Origin of the sequence: uncultured Aquimarina sp. (assembly GCF_947500065.1) — a bacterium.
In the GTDB taxonomy this organism is placed as follows: Bacteria; Bacteroidota; Bacteroidia; order Flavobacteriales; family Flavobacteriaceae; genus Aquimarina.
Window position 1 is genome coordinate 91,166 of sequence record NZ_CANMQT010000006.1, and the last position, 18,356, is coordinate 109,521.

The window sequence follows — 18,356 nt, forward strand, 5'->3', positions numbered from 1 at the left end:
AAGAAGCAACTTTTTAAATTGAAGTACATAAAAGATGATAAAGGACTCAGTATTAACACCTGGAAAAATAGAGGATAAAGAGGTAAGACTAGAACACATTATTATAGACAATGAGACATTTTATATGATTTCTAATAGTGATGTAATGCGTCCCTTTTTTATGAGTATCGTTAGTGATTCTAATCATTGGATGTTTATATCCAGTAATGGAGGATTGTCTGCTGGCAGAAAAGATTCGAATAATGCAATTTTCCCATATTATACAGATGATAAGATTACAGAATCATATGATAATACAGGTAGTAAATCCATTTTCAGAATAAAACAAGAAGGTAAACTATTAATATGGGAGCCGTTTTCTGAACGTTACTCAGGGACATACCAATACTCTAGAAATATTTATAAAAATGCATATGGAAATAAAATTTTATTTGAAGAAATAAATCATGATGCAGGACTGACTTATACATATATGTGGAGTTCTAGTAATGAGTATGGTTTTGTCAGAAAAAGTACATTAATAAATAACTCGAATAAATCTGTAAATGTTGAAATATTAGATGGTTTACAAAATATCTTACCATACGGAGTTAATACCGACTTACAGGCAATAAGAAGTAACTTGGTAGATGCTTATAAAAGAAGTCAACTGGAAGAAGTAAGCGGATTAGGCATGTATGCACTTAGTGCAATTATTGTAGACCGTGCAGAACCAAGTGAGGCTTTAAAAGCAAATATAGTTTGGTCTAAAGGACTAGAAAACCCTAAACACCTATTATCATCATTACAGTTAAATAACTATAGGAATGGTAATGAGATATACAAAGAAATTGATGTAAAAGCTGAAAAAGGCGCGTATTTTGTCAATTGTAATATTACTTTACAAGCTTCAGAAAGTAAAGAATGGGTAATGGTTACTAATGTTAATCAAGGACCTTCTCAAGTAGTTGAAATTTCCGAAATAATTAAAAATGAAAAAGATTTAATTCAGAAAGTTACTGATGATATAGAATTAGGAACACAACGTTTGATCAATTTGGTGTCAGCTTCAGATGGACTTCAATTAACGGCTGATAAGAGACTAAATGCCAGGCATTATTCAAATACATTGTTTAATATAATGCGAGGTGGTATTTTCGATGCGAATTACACGATAGAAAAATGGGATTTCATTAACTACCTAGCATCAGCTAATAGAGAAGTACATCTTAATAATGAAATATTATTAAGGAGTTTCTCGGATTCCTTTACACTTTTTGAACTTAGAGAAGAAGCACATAAAAATGAGGATAAAGACTTTAGGAGATTAGCATTAGAGTATATGCCGCTTAAGTTTAGTCGACGTCATGGGGATCCCAGTCGCCCTTGGAACATATTTTCGATAAATACTAGGGATGAATTAGATGGTTCCAAAATATTAGATTATGAAGGTAACTGGAGAGATATTTTTCAGAATTGGGAGGCGCTGGCGTATTCTTATCCAGAGTTTGTGGAAAGCATGATTTACAAGTTCTTGAATGCAAGTACTTTTGACGGTTATAATCCATATAGGATTACAAAAGGAGGAATAGATTGGGAGGTCATAGAAGAGCACGATCCGTGGTCATATATTGGTTATTGGGGCGATCATCAAATTATTTACTTATTAAAATTTTTAGAATTTTTCCAAGATCATTACCCAATCAGACTTCAGAATTTTCTTAGTAATGATACGTTTGTTTATGCGAACGTTCCTTATAAAATCAAGCCTTATGAAGACCTCTTAAAGAATCCAAAAGATACTATAGAGTTTGATTACAATCTTGATAAAAAAGTGCAAAAAAAACGTGTTGAGCTTGGCGCAGATGGGGTATTGTTAAGAGATCAAAATGATAGTATTCATAAGGTGAATTTTATTGAAAAAATATTAGCTACAACTTTAGCGAAGTTGTCTAATTTTATTCCTGAAGTGGGTATTTGGTTAAATACGCAACGCCCAGAATGGAATGATGCTAATAATGCTTTAGTAGGTAATGGAGTTTCCATGGTAACACTATATTATTTAAGGCGATTCTTGTCTTTTTTCAAGAAATTATTATCTAATTCAAAAATCGAAAAATTAGAAATCTCCGAAGAGCTCATAGTTTTTTTTACTAAGGTGTTAAATACTTTGGATGATTACCAATATCTACTTTCCGGAAAAATTACTGATACATCCCGAAAACTCATTGTAGACAACCTAGGTCAAGCAGCTAGCAAATACAGGTTAAGGATTTATGAACAAGAGTTTTCTGGTCGAAAAAACAGTGTATCAATGAATGATCTTAATCGTTTTATAGACTTAAGCCTTCTGTATATTGAACACTCCATAGATGCTAATAAAAGACAGGATAATTTGTATCATGCTTACAATTTGATGACTGTTAAAAACGATGATGAAATCTCAGTTTCATATTTAAGCGAAATGTTAGAAGGTCAGGTTGCTGTGCTAAGTTCAGGGTATTTATCATCCAGAGAAAGTCTTCAGCTTTTAGATGGTTTGAAGAGCAGTAAACTTTTTAGAGAAGATCAATACAGTTATTTATTATATCCGAATAAAGAATTACCAAAGTTTACGGAAAAGAATACCATTCCTAAAGAGGATGTGGAAAATTCAGGATTGCTAAAGCAACTTCTTATAGATAATAATACACAAATTATCGAAAAAGACATAAACGGGAATTATCATTTTAATGGAAGTTTTAATAATGCAGAGAGTGTAAAACAAGAATTAGAAAATCTCTCTACCCAAGGATACAATAATTTAGTTGAAAAAGATAGAGATGTAGTCTTACAGACTTTTGAAAAAGTATTTAATCATAAAGCATTTACAGGACGTTCCGGAACATTTTATGGCTATGAAGGATTAGGTTCTATTTATTGGCATATGGTTTCAAAATTGTTATTGGCAGTAGAAGAATGTTGTTTAAAAGCTATAGGTGTTCAAGAATCAGATGAAGTCGTAGGGAGGCTACTAGAGCACTATTACGAAATTAATGAAGGTATTGGAGTTCACAAATCTCCAGAATTGTATGGAGCTTTTCCAACAGATCCTTATTCGCATACACCAGCTGGTAAAGGAGCGCAACAACCAGGAATGACTGGGCAAGTAAAAGAAGATATTCTGAGCCGTATAGGAGAACTAGGTGTAACAGTTAACAATGGCGAGTTGCAATTTTGTCCGAGTCTGTTAAGGATAGCAGAGTTTTTGAAAAATCCAAAGATGTTCGAGTACGTGGATGTAAATCAACACAAAAAACAATTACAGTTATATAGACATGAATTAGCTTTTACATATTGTCAAGTACCTGTTGTGTATTCATTGTCAGGAGAAAATAGCATTGAAATAGCATACCGTGATAGCGTGATCACTTCACATATTGGTTTAAAATTAGATAGCTCTATTAGCCAAAAGCTATTTAAGAGGACTGGAGAGATTGAAAACTTAAAAGTAAACATCGAGAAAACTATTTTAAAATAAAAACAAATGACACAAAGACATAACATAATACTCACATTATTATTTATAGTACTTATGCTGTCTTGTAATCAAGAACAAAAATCTAAAAAATCTATGCACCCCCAAAATAGCATCATCGCAAAAGACATTTTAGGCAACCCAAATTATCTTGCAATATCTTATGGTGGTTACCGTAAATCATCTAGAGAGTTTCAACCTAGCATTGCACAGTTAAAAGAAGATATGAAAATGCTGAAGGCTATGAATATTAAAATCTTAAGAACTTATAATGTTCAATTAGCTCAAGCTTCTAATTTATTAAAAGCTATAAATCAGCTAAAGATGGAAGATGAAACTTTCGAAATGTATGTAATGCTCGGAGCTTGGATTGATTGTAAGAATGCTTGGACTGATAAAGAACCAGATCATAATGAGGAAAGTCTACAAAATGAAAGCGAAATAAATAGAGCTGTAGCATTGGCAAATCAATACCCAGATATTGTAAAAGTAATCGCTGTTGGTAATGAATCCATGATAAGATGGGCAACCAGCTATTATGTACAACCAAGTGTAATATTGAAATGGGTTAATTATTTACAGAATTTAAAGAAAGAGGGTAAACTTTCTAAAGATCTATGGATTACTTCTTCTGATGATTTTGCATCCTGGGGAGGAGGAGAGGAAAGTTATCAGATTAAAGATTTAGAAGACTTAATCAAAGCAGTAGATTATGTGTCCATGCATACCTATCCATATCATAATACTCATTATAATCCTCAGTTTTGGGGGATAGATAATACGGAATATAATCTCTCTTCAGAAGAAAAAATAGAAGCCGCGATGCAAAGAGCATTAAAATTTGCTCAAAAGCAATATGAAGCAGTTTCGGTTTATGTTGAAAGTTTAGGAGTAAAAAAGCCGATTCACATAGGTGAGACAGGTTGGGCTACTGTCTCTAATGGACACTATGGACCTAATGGCTCTAAAGCTACTGATGAATTTAAAGAAGCTTTGTATTATAAATATATCAGAGAATGGACCAATAAAGAGGGTATTTCTTGTTTTTATTTTGAAGCCTTTGATGAACCCTGGAAAGATGCTCATAATCAGAAAGGTTCAGAAAACCATTTTGGATTAATAACGGTTGATGGTAAAGCAAAATATGCACTTTGGGATATGGTAGATGAAGATATGTTTAAAGGATTGACTAGAGGCGGTAATCCAATTACTAAAACGTACGATGGTGATAAAAGTGAAATGATGAAAAGTGTAGAGTTACCCGTTTCTAAAGAAGTATTGACAGTTAGTTTTTAAGAGATGCAAAAAAAGATTTACATAATAGTACTAATTGCTTTAACGATGAGTGCATGCAATAACAGCCAAAGCCTAGAAGTAGAGGTTTATGAAACTTCTGCAAGCGGTAATAAGTTGACTAAAATTACAGAATTTCTAACTTCGGAAAAAAAAGCTAGCATTAAGTTAAACCCTGAAAAAACCTATCAAACTATTACGGGTTTTGGTGGTGCTTTTACAGAATCCTCAGCGTATTTGCTAAATAAATTAAGTAAGGAAAACCGCAATAAAATCATTAAAAAGTATTTTGGAAGAGAAGGTGCTAATTATTCACTGACAAGAACACATATGAATTCTTGTGATTTCTCCCTAAGTCAATATTCCTATACACCTACTGAAGATAAAGAACTCAAAGATTTTTCTGTAAAAGAAGATATGGATGATTTAATCCCAATGATTAAAGAAGCGATGGTAGCCTCAGAAGATGGTTTCAAAATTTTTGCTTCACCATGGACAGCACCGCCTTGGATGAAGGATAACAAGAATTGGGTTGGCGGAAAACTATTACCAGAATATTATGATACTTGGGCATTGTTCTTTTCTAAGTATGTAGAGGCGTACAAAGAGCAAGGAATTAATATTTGGGGGTTTACTGTCGAAAATGAACCTCACGGTAATGGTGATAACTGGGAGAGTATGCATTTTACACCAGAAGAAATGACAGATTTTGTACAAAATCATTTAGGACCAAAATTAGAAGAAGATGGTAAAGGAGACATCAAAATTCTAGGATATGATCAGAATAGAGAAGGCTTAAAAGAATGGGTGGATGTGATGTACAAAGATGAAGCATCCTCGAAATATTATGATGGTACCGCTGTACATTGGTATGAGAGTACTTATGACTATTTTCCAGAAGCATTGCAATATGCTCATAAAAAAGCACCAAATAAATACTTGATTCAAACCGAGGCTTGTGTTGATGCAGAAATTCCAAAATGGAAAGATGATGCTTGGTATTGGTCTAAAGAAGCAACCGATTGGGGTTGGGATTGGGCTCCAGAAGATCAGAAACATTTGCACCCTAAGTATGTGCCAGTATATCGATATGCCAGAGATATAATAGGTTGTTTGAATAATTGGGTAGATGGATGGGTTGATTGGAACATGGTACTCGATAAGCAAGGTGGTCCAAACTGGTTCAAAAACTGGTGTGTAGCACCGGTAATTGTGGATCCAGATACTGATGAGGTTTATTTTACGCCTTTGTATTATACCATGGCGCATTTCAGTAAATATATTCGCCCAGAGGCGAAAGTAATTGATGTAGAGATCTCAGATGAGAAAGTAATGGTTACTGCCGCTAAGAACCTAGATGGGTCCATTGCCGTGATTATATTTAATCCTACAGAAGATGTAAAACAGTTTTCATTAGCCCTAGGTGAAAAATCAAATGATATTTCTATTAATGCACAAGCTATTCAAACAATAGTCGTTGCGAACAAAAATTAAAACTATGTCAAATATTAAAACTGCAACGAAAGATAAAGTTCCAATGGGGCAAAAAGCTGCCTTTGGCGCTGGTCATTTCATATTAAATATATTACCTGGAACGCTAGGAGTTTTTATTCAGTTTTTTCTATTAACAGCTTGGGGAGTTGATCCCTTGTGGGCAGGTTTATTAGGTGGTTTACCAAGAATATTTGACTCTATAACGGATCCAATAATGGGGTTCATTTCGGACAACACCAAATCGCGATGGGGGCGCAGAAGACCCTATATTTTTGTTGGTGCAATCATAAGTGGTATTCTTTTCTTTTTAATGTGGCAAATTGGCGATGATGCTACTCAATCCTATATTATTTGGCATGTGATGGTAATCCAATTGCTATTCCTTATTGGTAATACGATGTTTGCCACTCCATTGGTGGGGCTCGGTTATGAAATGACATCTGATTATAATGAAAGAACACGTATAATGGCATTTTCTAATACTATGGGGCAAATTGCTTGGATGATTGTACCGTGGTTATATGTTATTATTCCGGACACAAATACATTTAATACGCAGACAGAGGGTGTTCGTACGATGGCACTTATTGTAGGTGCGATGTGTGTAGTTTTTGGGATTTTGCCCGCATTGTTTTGTAAGGGTATTGATTCCTCACATATGAAAAATCGAAAAGAAATTAATTTCAAAACGCTTGCTGCTAATATGAAGGATTTATATGCAGGAATTGTTCAGGTTTCTAAAAATAAACCCTTCATGAAATTATGTGGTGCGACGTTTTTGGTTTTTAATGGATTTCAACTTGTTGCTGCATTTGGAGTTTTCATTATTGTATTTTATATGTATAATGGAAGTTATGAGTTAGCTGGTACTTGGCCAGCATGGTTTAATACGATAAATGCTATAATTACCGCATTTATTGTTATACCAATTATTTCAAAAATGGCGAATAAATGGGGGAAGAAAAAAGCCTTTATAATTTCAACAGTTTTATCAATAGTAGGCTATCTTTTAAAATGGTGGGGTTTTGATAAGGAACTTAATAATCAATTTAATCAAACGGGATTAGGTAAATCATTAAACTCTGGAATAGGTTCAATATTTGAATTTTTAAATCCAATACTGGATAATATTGGAATGTCTTGGTTTAGTATAGATCCTGGTAGCGAAGTACCATGGCTTATATTTTTACCAATTCCATTATTTGCTTTCGGGATGGGAGGGCTATTTACATTAATGATGTCTATGACAGCAGATGTATGTGACTTAGATGAGTTAGAGAACGGGATGCCACGTAAAGAAGGAACCTTTGGAGCTATTTATTGGTTAATGGTAAAAATAGGACAGTCTATCGCACTAGTTTTAGGAGGGGTAATTCTAAGTATTGTTGGTTTTGATCCTAATGTTACTGAGCAATCTTTAGAAACCATGAATGGTCTCAGGATTGCCGACATATTAGTTCCATCAGTGACTGCAGCATTAGCTGTGTGGGTAATGTGGAAATATAGTCTTTCCGAAAAGAAAGCTAGGGAGATAAAAGCTACATTGGTAGAACGAAGAGGAGAACTTTAATAATATTAATTAATCATAGCTACCTTATGTCTGTAAGAAAAGAAAAGTTTTTGGCTTTAGCTAGTTTAGACTATACGGATAAAACTACAGAAGATTTAAAACATATGTATAAGCAGGTCTTGGAAAATGGCATGCACGGATTATGTTTTAGTCCTTATGTAGAAGGTCAAGAACCAGGCGATCAATTATCTGAAGAACAGATAAGACGTCGAATAGAAATCATAGCCCCATATACCAAATGGGTACGTTCATTTTCTACTACAGAAGGCAATGAATTAATACCTAAAATAGCTAAAGAATATGGAATTAAAACACTAGTTGGTGCTTGGCTTGGAGATGATGATCAGGTTAACCAAAAAGAGGTTGCAAATCTTATAGAATTATGTAATGAAGGCTATGTTGATATAGCTGCGGTTGGTAATGAGGTGATGTATAGAGGTGATTTAGCTGAACAACAATTGTTGGATTTCATTAATCACGCTAAATTAAAAATAAAAGACGTCCCTGTAGGTTATGTGGATGCGTATTATGAGTTTGTAGATCATCCTCGAATCACCGAAGCTTGTGATATTATTTTAGCAAACTGTTATCCTTTTTGGGAAGGCTGCGATCTGGATTATTCTTTATTGTATATGAAAGATATGTACCAAAGAGCACTTCGTGCTGGGAATGGTAAAAAAGTAATTATTTCTGAAACGGGCTGGCCCAGCATGGGAACAAATCTTGAAGGAGCATTTCCATCTTATGAAAATGCTATGAAGTATTTTATCAATACACAAAAATGGTCTGAAGAAGATGATATAGAAATATTCTTTTTTTCATCTTTTGATGAGTCCTGGAAAGTTGGCGCAGAAGGAGATGTAGGCGCTTATTGGGGTATTTGGGATAAAAATGAGAAGCTAAAATACTAGCTCAATATTTTCGAAACAATTTTAAACTTTTATAGAGAATTATGTTACTCTATAAAAACGTTGTACACTAAGTTAGTGAAGATTCATTAGTTATTAAAAGTAAAAGTGCATTCAAGGGCGAAAATTCCTTATTGATAGAGAACTTTATATGTAAAAATTAAGACTTTTTATAAAGCCTGCATTAGTTGCACGAGATAATTGGTTTGATTTTTTAAGCAAAGTTTAAATGATTTAAAAACAAAAAAGTCTTACTTATAAAAGTAAGACTTTTCGTGAGCCCGATAGGATTCGAACCTATGACCGCCTCCTTAGAAGGGAGGTGCTCTATCCAGCTGAGCTACGAGCCCGTAACTCTAGTATTAGTCGGGGTGGCAGGATTCGAACCTGCGACCTCCGCGTCCCAAACGCGGCGCGATAACCGGGCTACGCTACACCCCGAAGTGTAACTATTCAAAATAATAATTATTAAAACTAAACTATTATTCTAAAATATTAGCGGAGAGACAGGGATTCGAACCCTGGGTACCATTACTGGTACGACGATTTAGCAAACCGTTCCTTTCGGCCACTCAGGCACCTCTCCAAATTCATTATTTAGTATGAACTCCGCATTAATATCTCAAATGCGGATGCAAATGTAGGATTTATGAATCTACAATGCAACATTTTTTTACCATTATTTTCGTTTTATAGGTGTCAAGATTTTAAAAAGTTGAAAATCAGTTTTTTCATTGGAAATAAATTTATAAAAAAATAATAAAAGAGTTTATAATTTACAAAAAATAGACGTTTCAAACAAGAATCATATATTTGTGTTACTTGACCTAATTATATATCTTATGTATTCAGATAAAAAACCATTAATAATGAAAATTAAGAGTCTTTTAATTTTACTAATTCTTATAAGCGGATATTCATATTCCCAAAAGCCAGTTCTTTCGGAAGAATTTAATTTCAAAATAGGTGAAAAGTATAAAAGAATTAAAAGTTCTAATTCTTATTATGTTGCTTCAGGTGATAGGATGGTTGCTATAAAAAAGGGAAGGAAAGATATGACTATTCAACGTTTTTCTTTAAAAGATCTTAAGGAAGACGTTAAGAAAAGACAAGTAATAGAAGATAAAGGTGATTTTCAGACAGTGATGAATCTTAATGGAAAAGCTGTTGTTTTTTATACTGTTAAGGACAAAGCGTATGCGCAAAAAATATCTCTTACCGGAATTATAGCTGAGAAACCAGTTCTTGTTGGAAGTGATAAGGATAATATCAATAATGATGTTGGTTTTAAAAGTACTTATGGTTTTGATGCTGGAGGAAGAATCAATAAATTCGTTTTTAAGAAATCGTTTGATGGAACTAAATTGTTAGTGTTGTTTAGAGTGAAAACGGCGAATGATAAAGCTGATAAAATAGGAATAAGTGTATATGATGCTAGTCTGAAATTAATTTGGAGTCGAAAAGTAAGATTGCCTTATGCTAATAAGTGGATGGAGAATGAGGATTTTGCGATTGATAATGAAGGAAGTTTTTATATGACAGCGTCTGTGTTTAATTCCAGTGCAGAAGAAAAAAATAAATTAGAGAATACCTTTAGGACAGAAGTTTTTAAAATCAAGGAAAACCCTAAAGAAATTGTCAAAAGTAAAATAGAGCTACCTGGTAAATCAGTAATGGATGCGGTAATTGGACTGGATAAACAAGGGAAGATTAGAGTGTCGGGTTTTTATGTTAATAATGATAATAAATTAGAAGCTTCGGGTTTGTTTTCTGCTAGTTTAGATGAAACAGGTGTAATCAGTTCAATCTTAAAAACAGATATTCCTTCAGAAATAGCTCAGCAGTATGCCTTAAAAAGAGAAGAGCGAATTAATGAAGGAACCCAGAATGAAGATGATAAAAAGGATTTTGAAAGCTTAAAAGTAAATAATATTGTTTTTAATGAAGATGGTAGTTTGGTGCTTTTAGGAGAACAACGATATGTAGAATCATTTACAACATCCAGTTCTTCTGGATCAAGAACGACATATAAATATTTTTATAGAGATGTAATTGCTTCAAAACTATCATCACAGGGATCTGTAGCGTGGTTTCATAGATTGCCTAAATATCAAACAGGAGCCAGAGGGAAACGTAGCATGTCCTATATTAATTTTAGGAATAATGGTAAGCATTATCTATTTCATATTGATGATTTTACTAATCTAAAAAGGTCTTTTGATGAATATCCTACACGATATTTTGATGGTAAAAAAGAGTTTTTGTATCTAACCTCTTATACTATAAATGATGAAACAGGAGAAGTAACAAAAGATCCAATTCTTACCGGAAGCGATATTAGAAACTCTCGTTTAGATAACTTAGAAGTATACAAAGTAGCAACACTACCTAATCAGGATATGATTTTCGAAGCCTTTGATGGTAAAAAAAATAATCTACTTCTAAAAGTATCAGTAGCTAAATAATCATTAAACTCTATTCCTTTCAAGAAAACTGGTGAGCATAAACACACAAAATAGTTTCTGCCTTTTAGACCAATAACGGTAAAAGCTTTTGTGAATCTTCTGTAATAGATAATTTTATTAATGAAATTATAGAGAGTATAATGTGATTTAGGAGATGCTGTTACAAAACCAGAAGTTAAGTTTTTTGCAGAAAACCTAAATAATGAGGGTAACATTTATTGCCCATGACGCACTAATCCATGATAAATATGTGTTAAGTGGAAAAATCACGTATTTAGGATAAGAGTTTAAATAAAAAAACTACCCAAAAAGGGTGGGGTAATTCTACTATTATATCAATAATTTTGCGAATATTTTATTTTAAACTATGAATCCCAATCAAATTTATTAATCTATTTTTGCATCCTTTAAAATTATATTATGAAAAAACTAGCCTCATTATTACTTTTACTTATTTGTACAACGTTATCTGCTCAATTAAAAGTAGGTAATATAGATCTTGATTTTGGTGATGCAGTAACGTCCAAAGATGGAGATGTTATTCAAATTGCCGGAGAAAAAGAAAATGTTGTTTATGCGTTAGCGAAGAAAAAGAAGAGTTATTTTTTGCAGACTTTTGATGCTGCTACTAAATCTTTTAAAAATAGTACACCTCTTGAATTTGACAAAATTGATGGGTATAAACTACAAGTCGAAGATTTGGCGATAGTAGGAGAGAAAGTATTTTTAATGCTTTCCTACTATGATAAAAAAGCGAAAAACAACAATTTTTTAGCTAAAGAGATTGTGGGAAATAAGATCGTAAAAACAACAAACATTTTATCAGTTCCTGTTGAAGGGAAAAGAAAAAAAGGAACTTTTGTGTTTACGACATCTTATGACGATTTTAATTATTTAATAGCGCATGTTGGTATTAATTCTAAGAAAGAACAATTAAAGTACACCGTAAAGCTTTTGGATGATGGTTTAACAACTGTCTTAAATGATACCTATGAAGTAGTATTTGAAGAAAAAAACAAACAATATTTTGATTTTTCTGATGTACAAGTTAATGAGCATGGAGACGTATTAATTGCTACAACTGAAAGCTATAGAGATAAGAAAAAGAAAACGAGTATCAATAATATTACGGTACATGCGTATTTGGCAAAGAATAATTATGAAAAACAAGTAACTAATGTTGTTCTTGAAGGTAAACGTGCATTGAGTTGTAGTTTAATGGAGACTAAGGATAATACACTTCATGCTATTGGTTTTTATTCTGATTTAAAGAAAAGCGGTAAGGCAGAATCTACTGTAGAAGGAATGTATGATGTTATTTTTGATTACAGTAAGGGAGAAGTTATTAAAAAGACGTTTAACGACTTTACTGTGGAGGTTAAAGCACAACTAATAGGAGAAAGAAGAGCTAAGAAAGGAAGAGATTTAAAGCCTTACTACAGAAATATCGCTTTTGTGGAAAGAGATAATGGAGGAGTAATTGTTCTTTCAGAGTATAAAACCGTTTTTGAAGGTAAAGCTAGCGGAATGGGGCCTATGAAAATGACACCTTATACATATAATGCAAATGAAATAATAGTAACAGCTTTAAATAAAGAAGGGAAGTTAGATTGGAGTAATGTAATACCAAAAGAACAACAAGTTACAGTTACGGAATTAGGTTTTTCTATTAGTTTTTGGGGTGCTTCTGGAGGAGTTTCAGTTTCCGCAGGCTTGTATTTTCCTTTAACAGTTTTGGGTAATGGACCAGAGTATTTAAGTGCAATACCAATTTATCATAATGGACAATTAACTGTGGTTGTCAATGATGATCCTAAGAATATTGGGGTTACTAAAATGGATGATGTTAAAAAAACAAAGAAAATTAGCAAAATGATACCAGTGGTATTTTCTTTTAATGAAGAAACAGGCGAAATAACAAGAACTGATCCTGAAGAGTTCGAAAAGAAACAAATAGTAGTTAGGCCTTCTACAAAATATAGAATAAGTTCTAATACGTATTGGATTTACGGAGGTGGCAAAGAAGGAAGTTCATTAGGTAAATTAATTATGAATTAATTTTTAAATTATTTAGTAAACTATTTAAATTAAAAAAATGGCTTAGATAACATCTAAGCCATTTTTTTAATTTAAATACTAATGAAATGTGTTAAAATATAGGTTTTTAAAAAGAGAAATGAACTAATTAAATTTATAAGTGATAAAGAGAAACTCAAAAACAAAAGCTAATCACAACACTATATGTGTTATCACAACAGTTATACGATCAATCGAATGGTTGTTTTGTTCCTGTCTACCTGGCAAATGGCAGACAGATTTGATAAGGTTTGAAAGAAAATTTAGCAACGAATGCGTATAAAAATCAAAAAGCAAGGTAACATTTTGCCTTGCAATGATACATACATTAAACTTTAAGAACTCATAAGAGATGAGTTACTGAAAAAATACAATACCAATCCTAAATTATAAATATGAAAAATAAATTTTTACTCTTATTGTTACTTGGAGCAATCAATGTGTTTGCTCAAGATCCTAAATTATCAGAAAACTTTACCATAGAGGTGGGAGAAGAGTATGGTGAAACGGATGGGAAATTCAAAGAATTTCATAAATACAAGGATCATGTGATAGCTGTGAATCGCCACAAGGATCATTTAGTAATTCAGAAATTTGATGTTAATACACTTAAGGAGATTGATAGAATAGAGCATGAAAAGTTTTTTAAAGACAAGGCAAAAGGCGGTTTTAAAAAAATAATGCGATTAGGAGACAACGTTCTCATGTTTTATACAAAATGGAATAGGAAAAAGAAGATAGAGTCTTTAGAAGCTCAAGCTATTTCTTTGGAAACTCTTAAACTGGGTGAGCAAAAAGAAATTATCAGACAAGAAGGTAAGATTGCAAGAAGTCATTCTTTTCAGAGTGTAGCTACAATAAATAGTATAGGAGGAAGTAAGTTTTTATATAGACGGTCTTTTGATGACCAAAAATTGCTAATTACGTATAGGCTTAAACCAGAATCAAGGGATGATTCTAAAGGGAATGATAGGTTTGTAATTAATGTGTTTGATTCTGAGTTGGAACTACAGTGGAAAGAACAAGTTACAATGCCTTATACGGAGAAAAAGATGAATAATGTTGATTATGTTATCGATAGGGATGGTAATTTTTATATGCTAGCTTCGGTTTATGAGGATGATAGTACGGATGAGAAAAAGAAAAAAGAAGAAGATGCGAATTATCATTTAGAACTTTTTAAGGTTAAAAAGAATACCAATAGTATTGTTAAGAATGAAATTAAAATAGGTGATAAATTTATAGATGAAATCATTTTATATGAAGATGCAGATGCTAATGTAGTGATAGCAGGTACTTCTAAAAACCCTGATAAAGGAACTTCAAGAGTGTTTTTTTCGACAAAGAAAAAGGGTCAAGCTACAGGTGTTTTTACGATTAAATTAAATGAAGAAGGTGCTGTAAGCGATTTTAAAAACTATGATTTTCCAGTCGAATTGTTGAATAAATACGCAACAAAAAGGGAGAAAAAGAGAATAGAAAAGAAGGAAAAAGACGAAGATGCTAAGCCAGCTTTTGAGAATCTTAAGGTTAATACTATTGTTGCTAATAATGATGGGAGTTCTTTAATTTTAGGAGAACAGCGATACGTTGTCGCAAGAACAATACATAGTTCTTCAGGTAGGACAAGAACTACCTATACGTATTATTATAGAGATATTCTTGCTGCTAAGATAGATGCAGATGGATCATTGGTATGGATGCATAAATTACCAAAAAGACAAGTAGGTAAAAGAGGGCAAAGAACCATGTCGTATACGCATATGTTTGCCGGAGAAAACCATTATTTGTTATACCTTGATAATGTTAAAAATCTAAATTTACCTGAAGACGAAGTTCCTTATAAGCACACAGATGGTAAAGGAGGGTATTTTACAGCGTATATAATCAATGATGAAACAGGAGAGGTTAAGAAAGAAGCGATTTTTAATTCTCGTGATTTCAATGATACAGAATTAGAGCATTTCGAAACAGATAAAATATTACCTTTATCGGAATCAGAAATTCTTATAGAAGGTTTTGAAGGAAGAAGTAAGGATTTTTTAGTTAAGGTGACTGCTAAGAAATAAGTGAAAACTTGTAAATACATATAATAAAAAAGGAGGCAATTGTCTCCTTTTTTATTATATGTATAGATATCAGAAACTATTCCGACATATTTTCTTCCATCTCTACAAGTTTCGCTACATTCCTAACAATGTGACTATGCTTTTTTACAAAAGGATTTGTTTTGTCCCAAACATATCCAGCAAGTACAGCACATATCTGTTCCTTAAAGTCTTCGTTTGGTTTATCATGAAAAATGATTTTTTGTAAATTTCCTGTGTACCATTCTTTTACATACGTTGTAAACACATCAACTCCTTGTTTCATGTAATCTACAAATTCAGCCTGCCAATCAACTTCTTCATTATTAAGTTGTCTAATAGCTAGCTTAGCTGACAGTAAGCCGGTCTCAGTGGCAAAAGAGACTCCTGATGAAAAAACAGGGTCTAGGAATTCCGCGCTATTCCCAGTTAGTACAAAGCCATCACCAAATAGTTTAGTTACATTTTTAGCAATGTTTTCTACTTTGTAAGGTTCAAATAAGTAAGGAGTATCTTTAAACTGCTCATAATAATAAGGAGAGGTTTTCATCATTTCCTGTAATACTTCTGTTTTATTTCCTTCAAACTTATTGATCCAATCCATAGGTCCAACAAAGCCAATGCTGGTATTTCCATTAGAGAAAGGGATGTACCAAAACCATACTTCGGTTTCTATAATTTCAAAAGTTATTGTAGTGCCTTCAATTCCTTCTGGCCTGTTTACGTCTTTTACTTGAGTGAAAATTGAACCGTGTTCTGCAATTTTAGAAGGAGCTTCAAGGCCTAGTTGTCTTGCTATTACACGTCCAAAACCACTAGAATCTATAATGAATTTAGCTTCAATCTGACTTTCGGAGCCGTCTTTATGTTTTACTGTAGTTAAAGAATCGGTTCCGTGAAATTCTACATTGGTAACCTCAGATTCGAAATCAACACTAACTCCTTGTTTAATGGCTTCGTCTATTAATGTCTTGTCAAAATGATCTCTAGGTACTTGCCAAGTCCAATCCCAGCCCTCCCCATATTTCTTGCTGAAATCAAAACAACCTTTAACACCATCTTTGATAAATCGAGCGCCATGTTTTTTCTCATATCCTTGTTCCATAAGGCAATCTAAAAGACCTGCTTCTTTGAAATTATCCATGCATCTAGGAATCAAACTTTCTCCTACCTGAAAACGTGGGAATTTTGTTTTTTCAACTACCTTAACATTTATTCCATGTTTGTTAAGATAAGCAGCGCTCACACTACCTGACGGACCGGCGCCAATAACCAGAACATCTACATTTTCTTTTTTCATAATTTTTAAAGGTACATTAAATACATTACATTTGCCCTCGGTAAAAATAAAGAGTAAACTTGAATTTTTTACAAATATTGGAAAAAACTTACTAATTCGCGAATGCTAATACTAAAAGAAAAGTTAGAAATTAAAGATTTCCTAAGTGTTATTTTTAATGAAGAGAAGCTTGCTATAGATGATTCTATAATAAATAGAGTGGATGATAGCTTTAAATTTTTAGAGAAATTTTCTGAAAATAAAGTTATCTATGGAGTAAATACTGGATTTGGGCCAATGGCTCAATATAAGATTGATGACAAGGATAGAATTGAATTACAATTTAACTTAATAAGAAGTCATTCATCTGGTACCGGTAAAGCGATGGAGCCTGATTATGTGAAAGCATTAATGTTAGCAAGACTTAATACATTATCATTAGGTAAATCTGGAGTTAATACTACTGTTGTTAATGGCTTGAAGGATTTAATTAATAATGATGTTACTCCTTTAATTTTCGAGCATGGAGGTGTGGGAGCTAGTGGTGATCTTGTGCAATTGGCACATTTGGCATTGGTGTTAATAGGAGAAGGAGAAGTTTTTTACAAAGGAGAAAGAAGAAATACAGAAGATGTTTTTAAAGAGTTAGGTCTTAAGCCAATAGAGGTAAAGATTAGAGAAGGTTTGGCATTGATGAATGGTACTTCCGCTATGACGGGAATTGGTATTATTAATGTTATTAATGCACAGAAGCTATTAGATTGGTCTATCTCTTGTTCTTCAGCAATAAATGAAATTGTAGAGGCATATGATGACCACCTTTCAAAAGAATTAAATCATAGTAAACTTCATTTAGGACAACAAGATGTTGCTCGTAAAATGAGAGAGCACTTATCAGATAGTAAACTTACAAGAGACCGTACTGAGCATTTGTATTCTGGGCAGAATGGTGATACCTATTTTAAGGAAAAGGTTCAGGAATATTACTCGCTTAGATGTGTTCCTCAGATCTTGGGGCCGGTTTGTGATACTATTAAACATGTCGGTAGGATATTAATTGAAGAATTAAATTCTGCTAATGATAATCCAATCATTGATGTGGAGAAAGAACATGTGTATCATGGTGGTAATTTTCACGGAGATTATGTTTCTTTAGAGATGGATAAACTTAAGCTTGTAGTTACTAAATTATCAATGTTAGCAGAACGTCAATTGAATTATTTGCTAAATTCTAAGTTGAATGATATTTTACCTCCTTTTGCTAATTTAGGAAAACTAGGATTTAATTTCGGAATGCAAGGGATTCAGTTTACAGCGGTGTCTACTACAGCGGAAAATCAAATGCTTTCCAATCCAATGTACGTACACAGTATTCCTAATAATAATGACAATCAGGATATCGTTAGTATGGGTACTAATGCAGCTAATATGACCAAGACTGTTATAGAGAATACATTCGAAGTTTTAGCGATAGAATTGATGACTATTGTACAGGCTTTGGAGTATCTTGATTTTGGAGATAAGCTATCGAGTAGGACTCAGAAGTTGGTTGAGGACATTAAGAAGATAGTCCCTCCATTTACAAAAGATTATATTACGTACCCTTTTGTTCAGGGAGTTAAAGACTACCTGAAAGAAAACGATGCCTATTAAATACTTGATAAGATTTAATTTATTTCATATATAAG

Annotated in this window: 10 protein-coding genes and 3 tRNA genes; 9 read left to right on the forward strand and 4 right to left on the reverse strand. The window is 32.9% G+C overall.

All coding sequences use genetic code 11. The features are described 5' to 3' along the window. Positions 1-34: 34 nt before the first annotated feature. Genes Q0975_RS17565 through Q0975_RS17585 form a run of 5 tightly spaced genes read left to right on the forward strand, consistent with a single transcriptional unit; the run spans position 35 to position 8,764 of the window. Complete coding sequence (locus Q0975_RS17565; protein WP_299439045.1) at positions 35-3,499, forward strand: hypothetical protein; 3,465 nt, start codon at positions 35-37, stop codon at positions 3,497-3,499. Between the two features lie 6 nt (positions 3,500-3,505). Continuing rightward, entirely contained in the window at positions 3,506-4,792 is a 1,287-nt protein-coding gene (locus Q0975_RS17570) for a glycosyl hydrolase family 17 protein (protein ID WP_299439047.1), read from the forward strand. Between the two features lie 45 nt (positions 4,793-4,837). Next, positions 4,838-6,283, forward strand: coding sequence for a glycoside hydrolase family 30 protein (locus Q0975_RS17575; RefSeq protein ID WP_299439048.1), 1,446 nt, complete (start codon positions 4,838-4,840; stop codon positions 6,281-6,283). A 4-nt stretch (positions 6,284-6,287) separates the two neighbouring features. Next, entirely contained in the window at positions 6,288-7,853 is a 1,566-nt protein-coding gene (locus Q0975_RS17580; RefSeq protein WP_299439050.1) for an MFS transporter, read from the forward strand. Positions 7,854-7,879: 26 nt separating this feature from the next. After that, entirely contained in the window at positions 7,880-8,764 is an 885-nt protein-coding gene (locus Q0975_RS17585; protein ID WP_299439052.1) for a glycosyl hydrolase family 17 protein, read from the forward strand. A 273-nt stretch (positions 8,765-9,037) separates the two neighbouring features. Here Q0975_RS17585 and Q0975_RS17590 read toward each other — a convergent pair. The 3 genes from Q0975_RS17590 to Q0975_RS17600 all read right to left on the reverse strand — a co-directional run bounded on the left by Q0975_RS17590 (position 9,038) and on the right by Q0975_RS17600 (position 9,347). Further along, positions 9,038-9,111 (reverse strand) — tRNA-Arg (locus Q0975_RS17590). A gap of 16 nt (positions 9,112-9,127) precedes the next feature. Further along, positions 9,128-9,202: transfer RNA gene (locus Q0975_RS17595), tRNA-Pro, on the reverse strand. Between the two features lie 58 nt (positions 9,203-9,260). Continuing rightward, positions 9,261-9,347 (reverse strand) — tRNA-Ser (locus Q0975_RS17600). Positions 9,348-9,630: 283 nt separating this feature from the next. On the opposite strand from Q0975_RS17600, the gene Q0975_RS17605 reads away from it, so the two are divergent. From Q0975_RS17605 to Q0975_RS17615, 3 genes are all read left to right on the forward strand, one after another. Next, complete coding sequence (locus Q0975_RS17605; protein ID WP_299439054.1) at positions 9,631-11,226, forward strand: hypothetical protein; 1,596 nt, start codon at positions 9,631-9,633, stop codon at positions 11,224-11,226. A 420-nt stretch (positions 11,227-11,646) separates the two neighbouring features. Continuing rightward, a complete protein-coding gene (locus tag Q0975_RS17610) occupies positions 11,647-13,284 on the forward strand; it encodes a hypothetical protein (RefSeq protein WP_299439056.1) in 1,638 nt (545 codons plus the stop codon). 413 nt (positions 13,285-13,697) lie between these two features. Then, a complete protein-coding gene (locus Q0975_RS17615) occupies positions 13,698-15,371 on the forward strand; it encodes a hypothetical protein (RefSeq protein ID WP_299439058.1) in 1,674 nt (557 codons plus the stop codon). A 76-nt stretch (positions 15,372-15,447) separates the two neighbouring features. Here Q0975_RS17615 and Q0975_RS17620 read toward each other — a convergent pair whose 3' ends face one another. Continuing rightward, positions 15,448-16,689, reverse strand: coding sequence for an NAD(P)/FAD-dependent oxidoreductase (locus tag Q0975_RS17620; protein ID WP_299439060.1), 1,242 nt, complete (start codon positions 16,687-16,689; stop codon positions 15,448-15,450). A gap of 102 nt (positions 16,690-16,791) precedes the next feature. Here Q0975_RS17620 and Q0975_RS17625 point away from each other — a divergent pair, with 102 nt between their 5' ends. Then, positions 16,792-18,321, forward strand: coding sequence for a histidine ammonia-lyase (locus Q0975_RS17625; protein ID WP_299439062.1), 1,530 nt, complete (start codon positions 16,792-16,794; stop codon positions 18,319-18,321). The last annotated feature ends 35 nt before the right edge of the window (positions 18,322-18,356 follow it).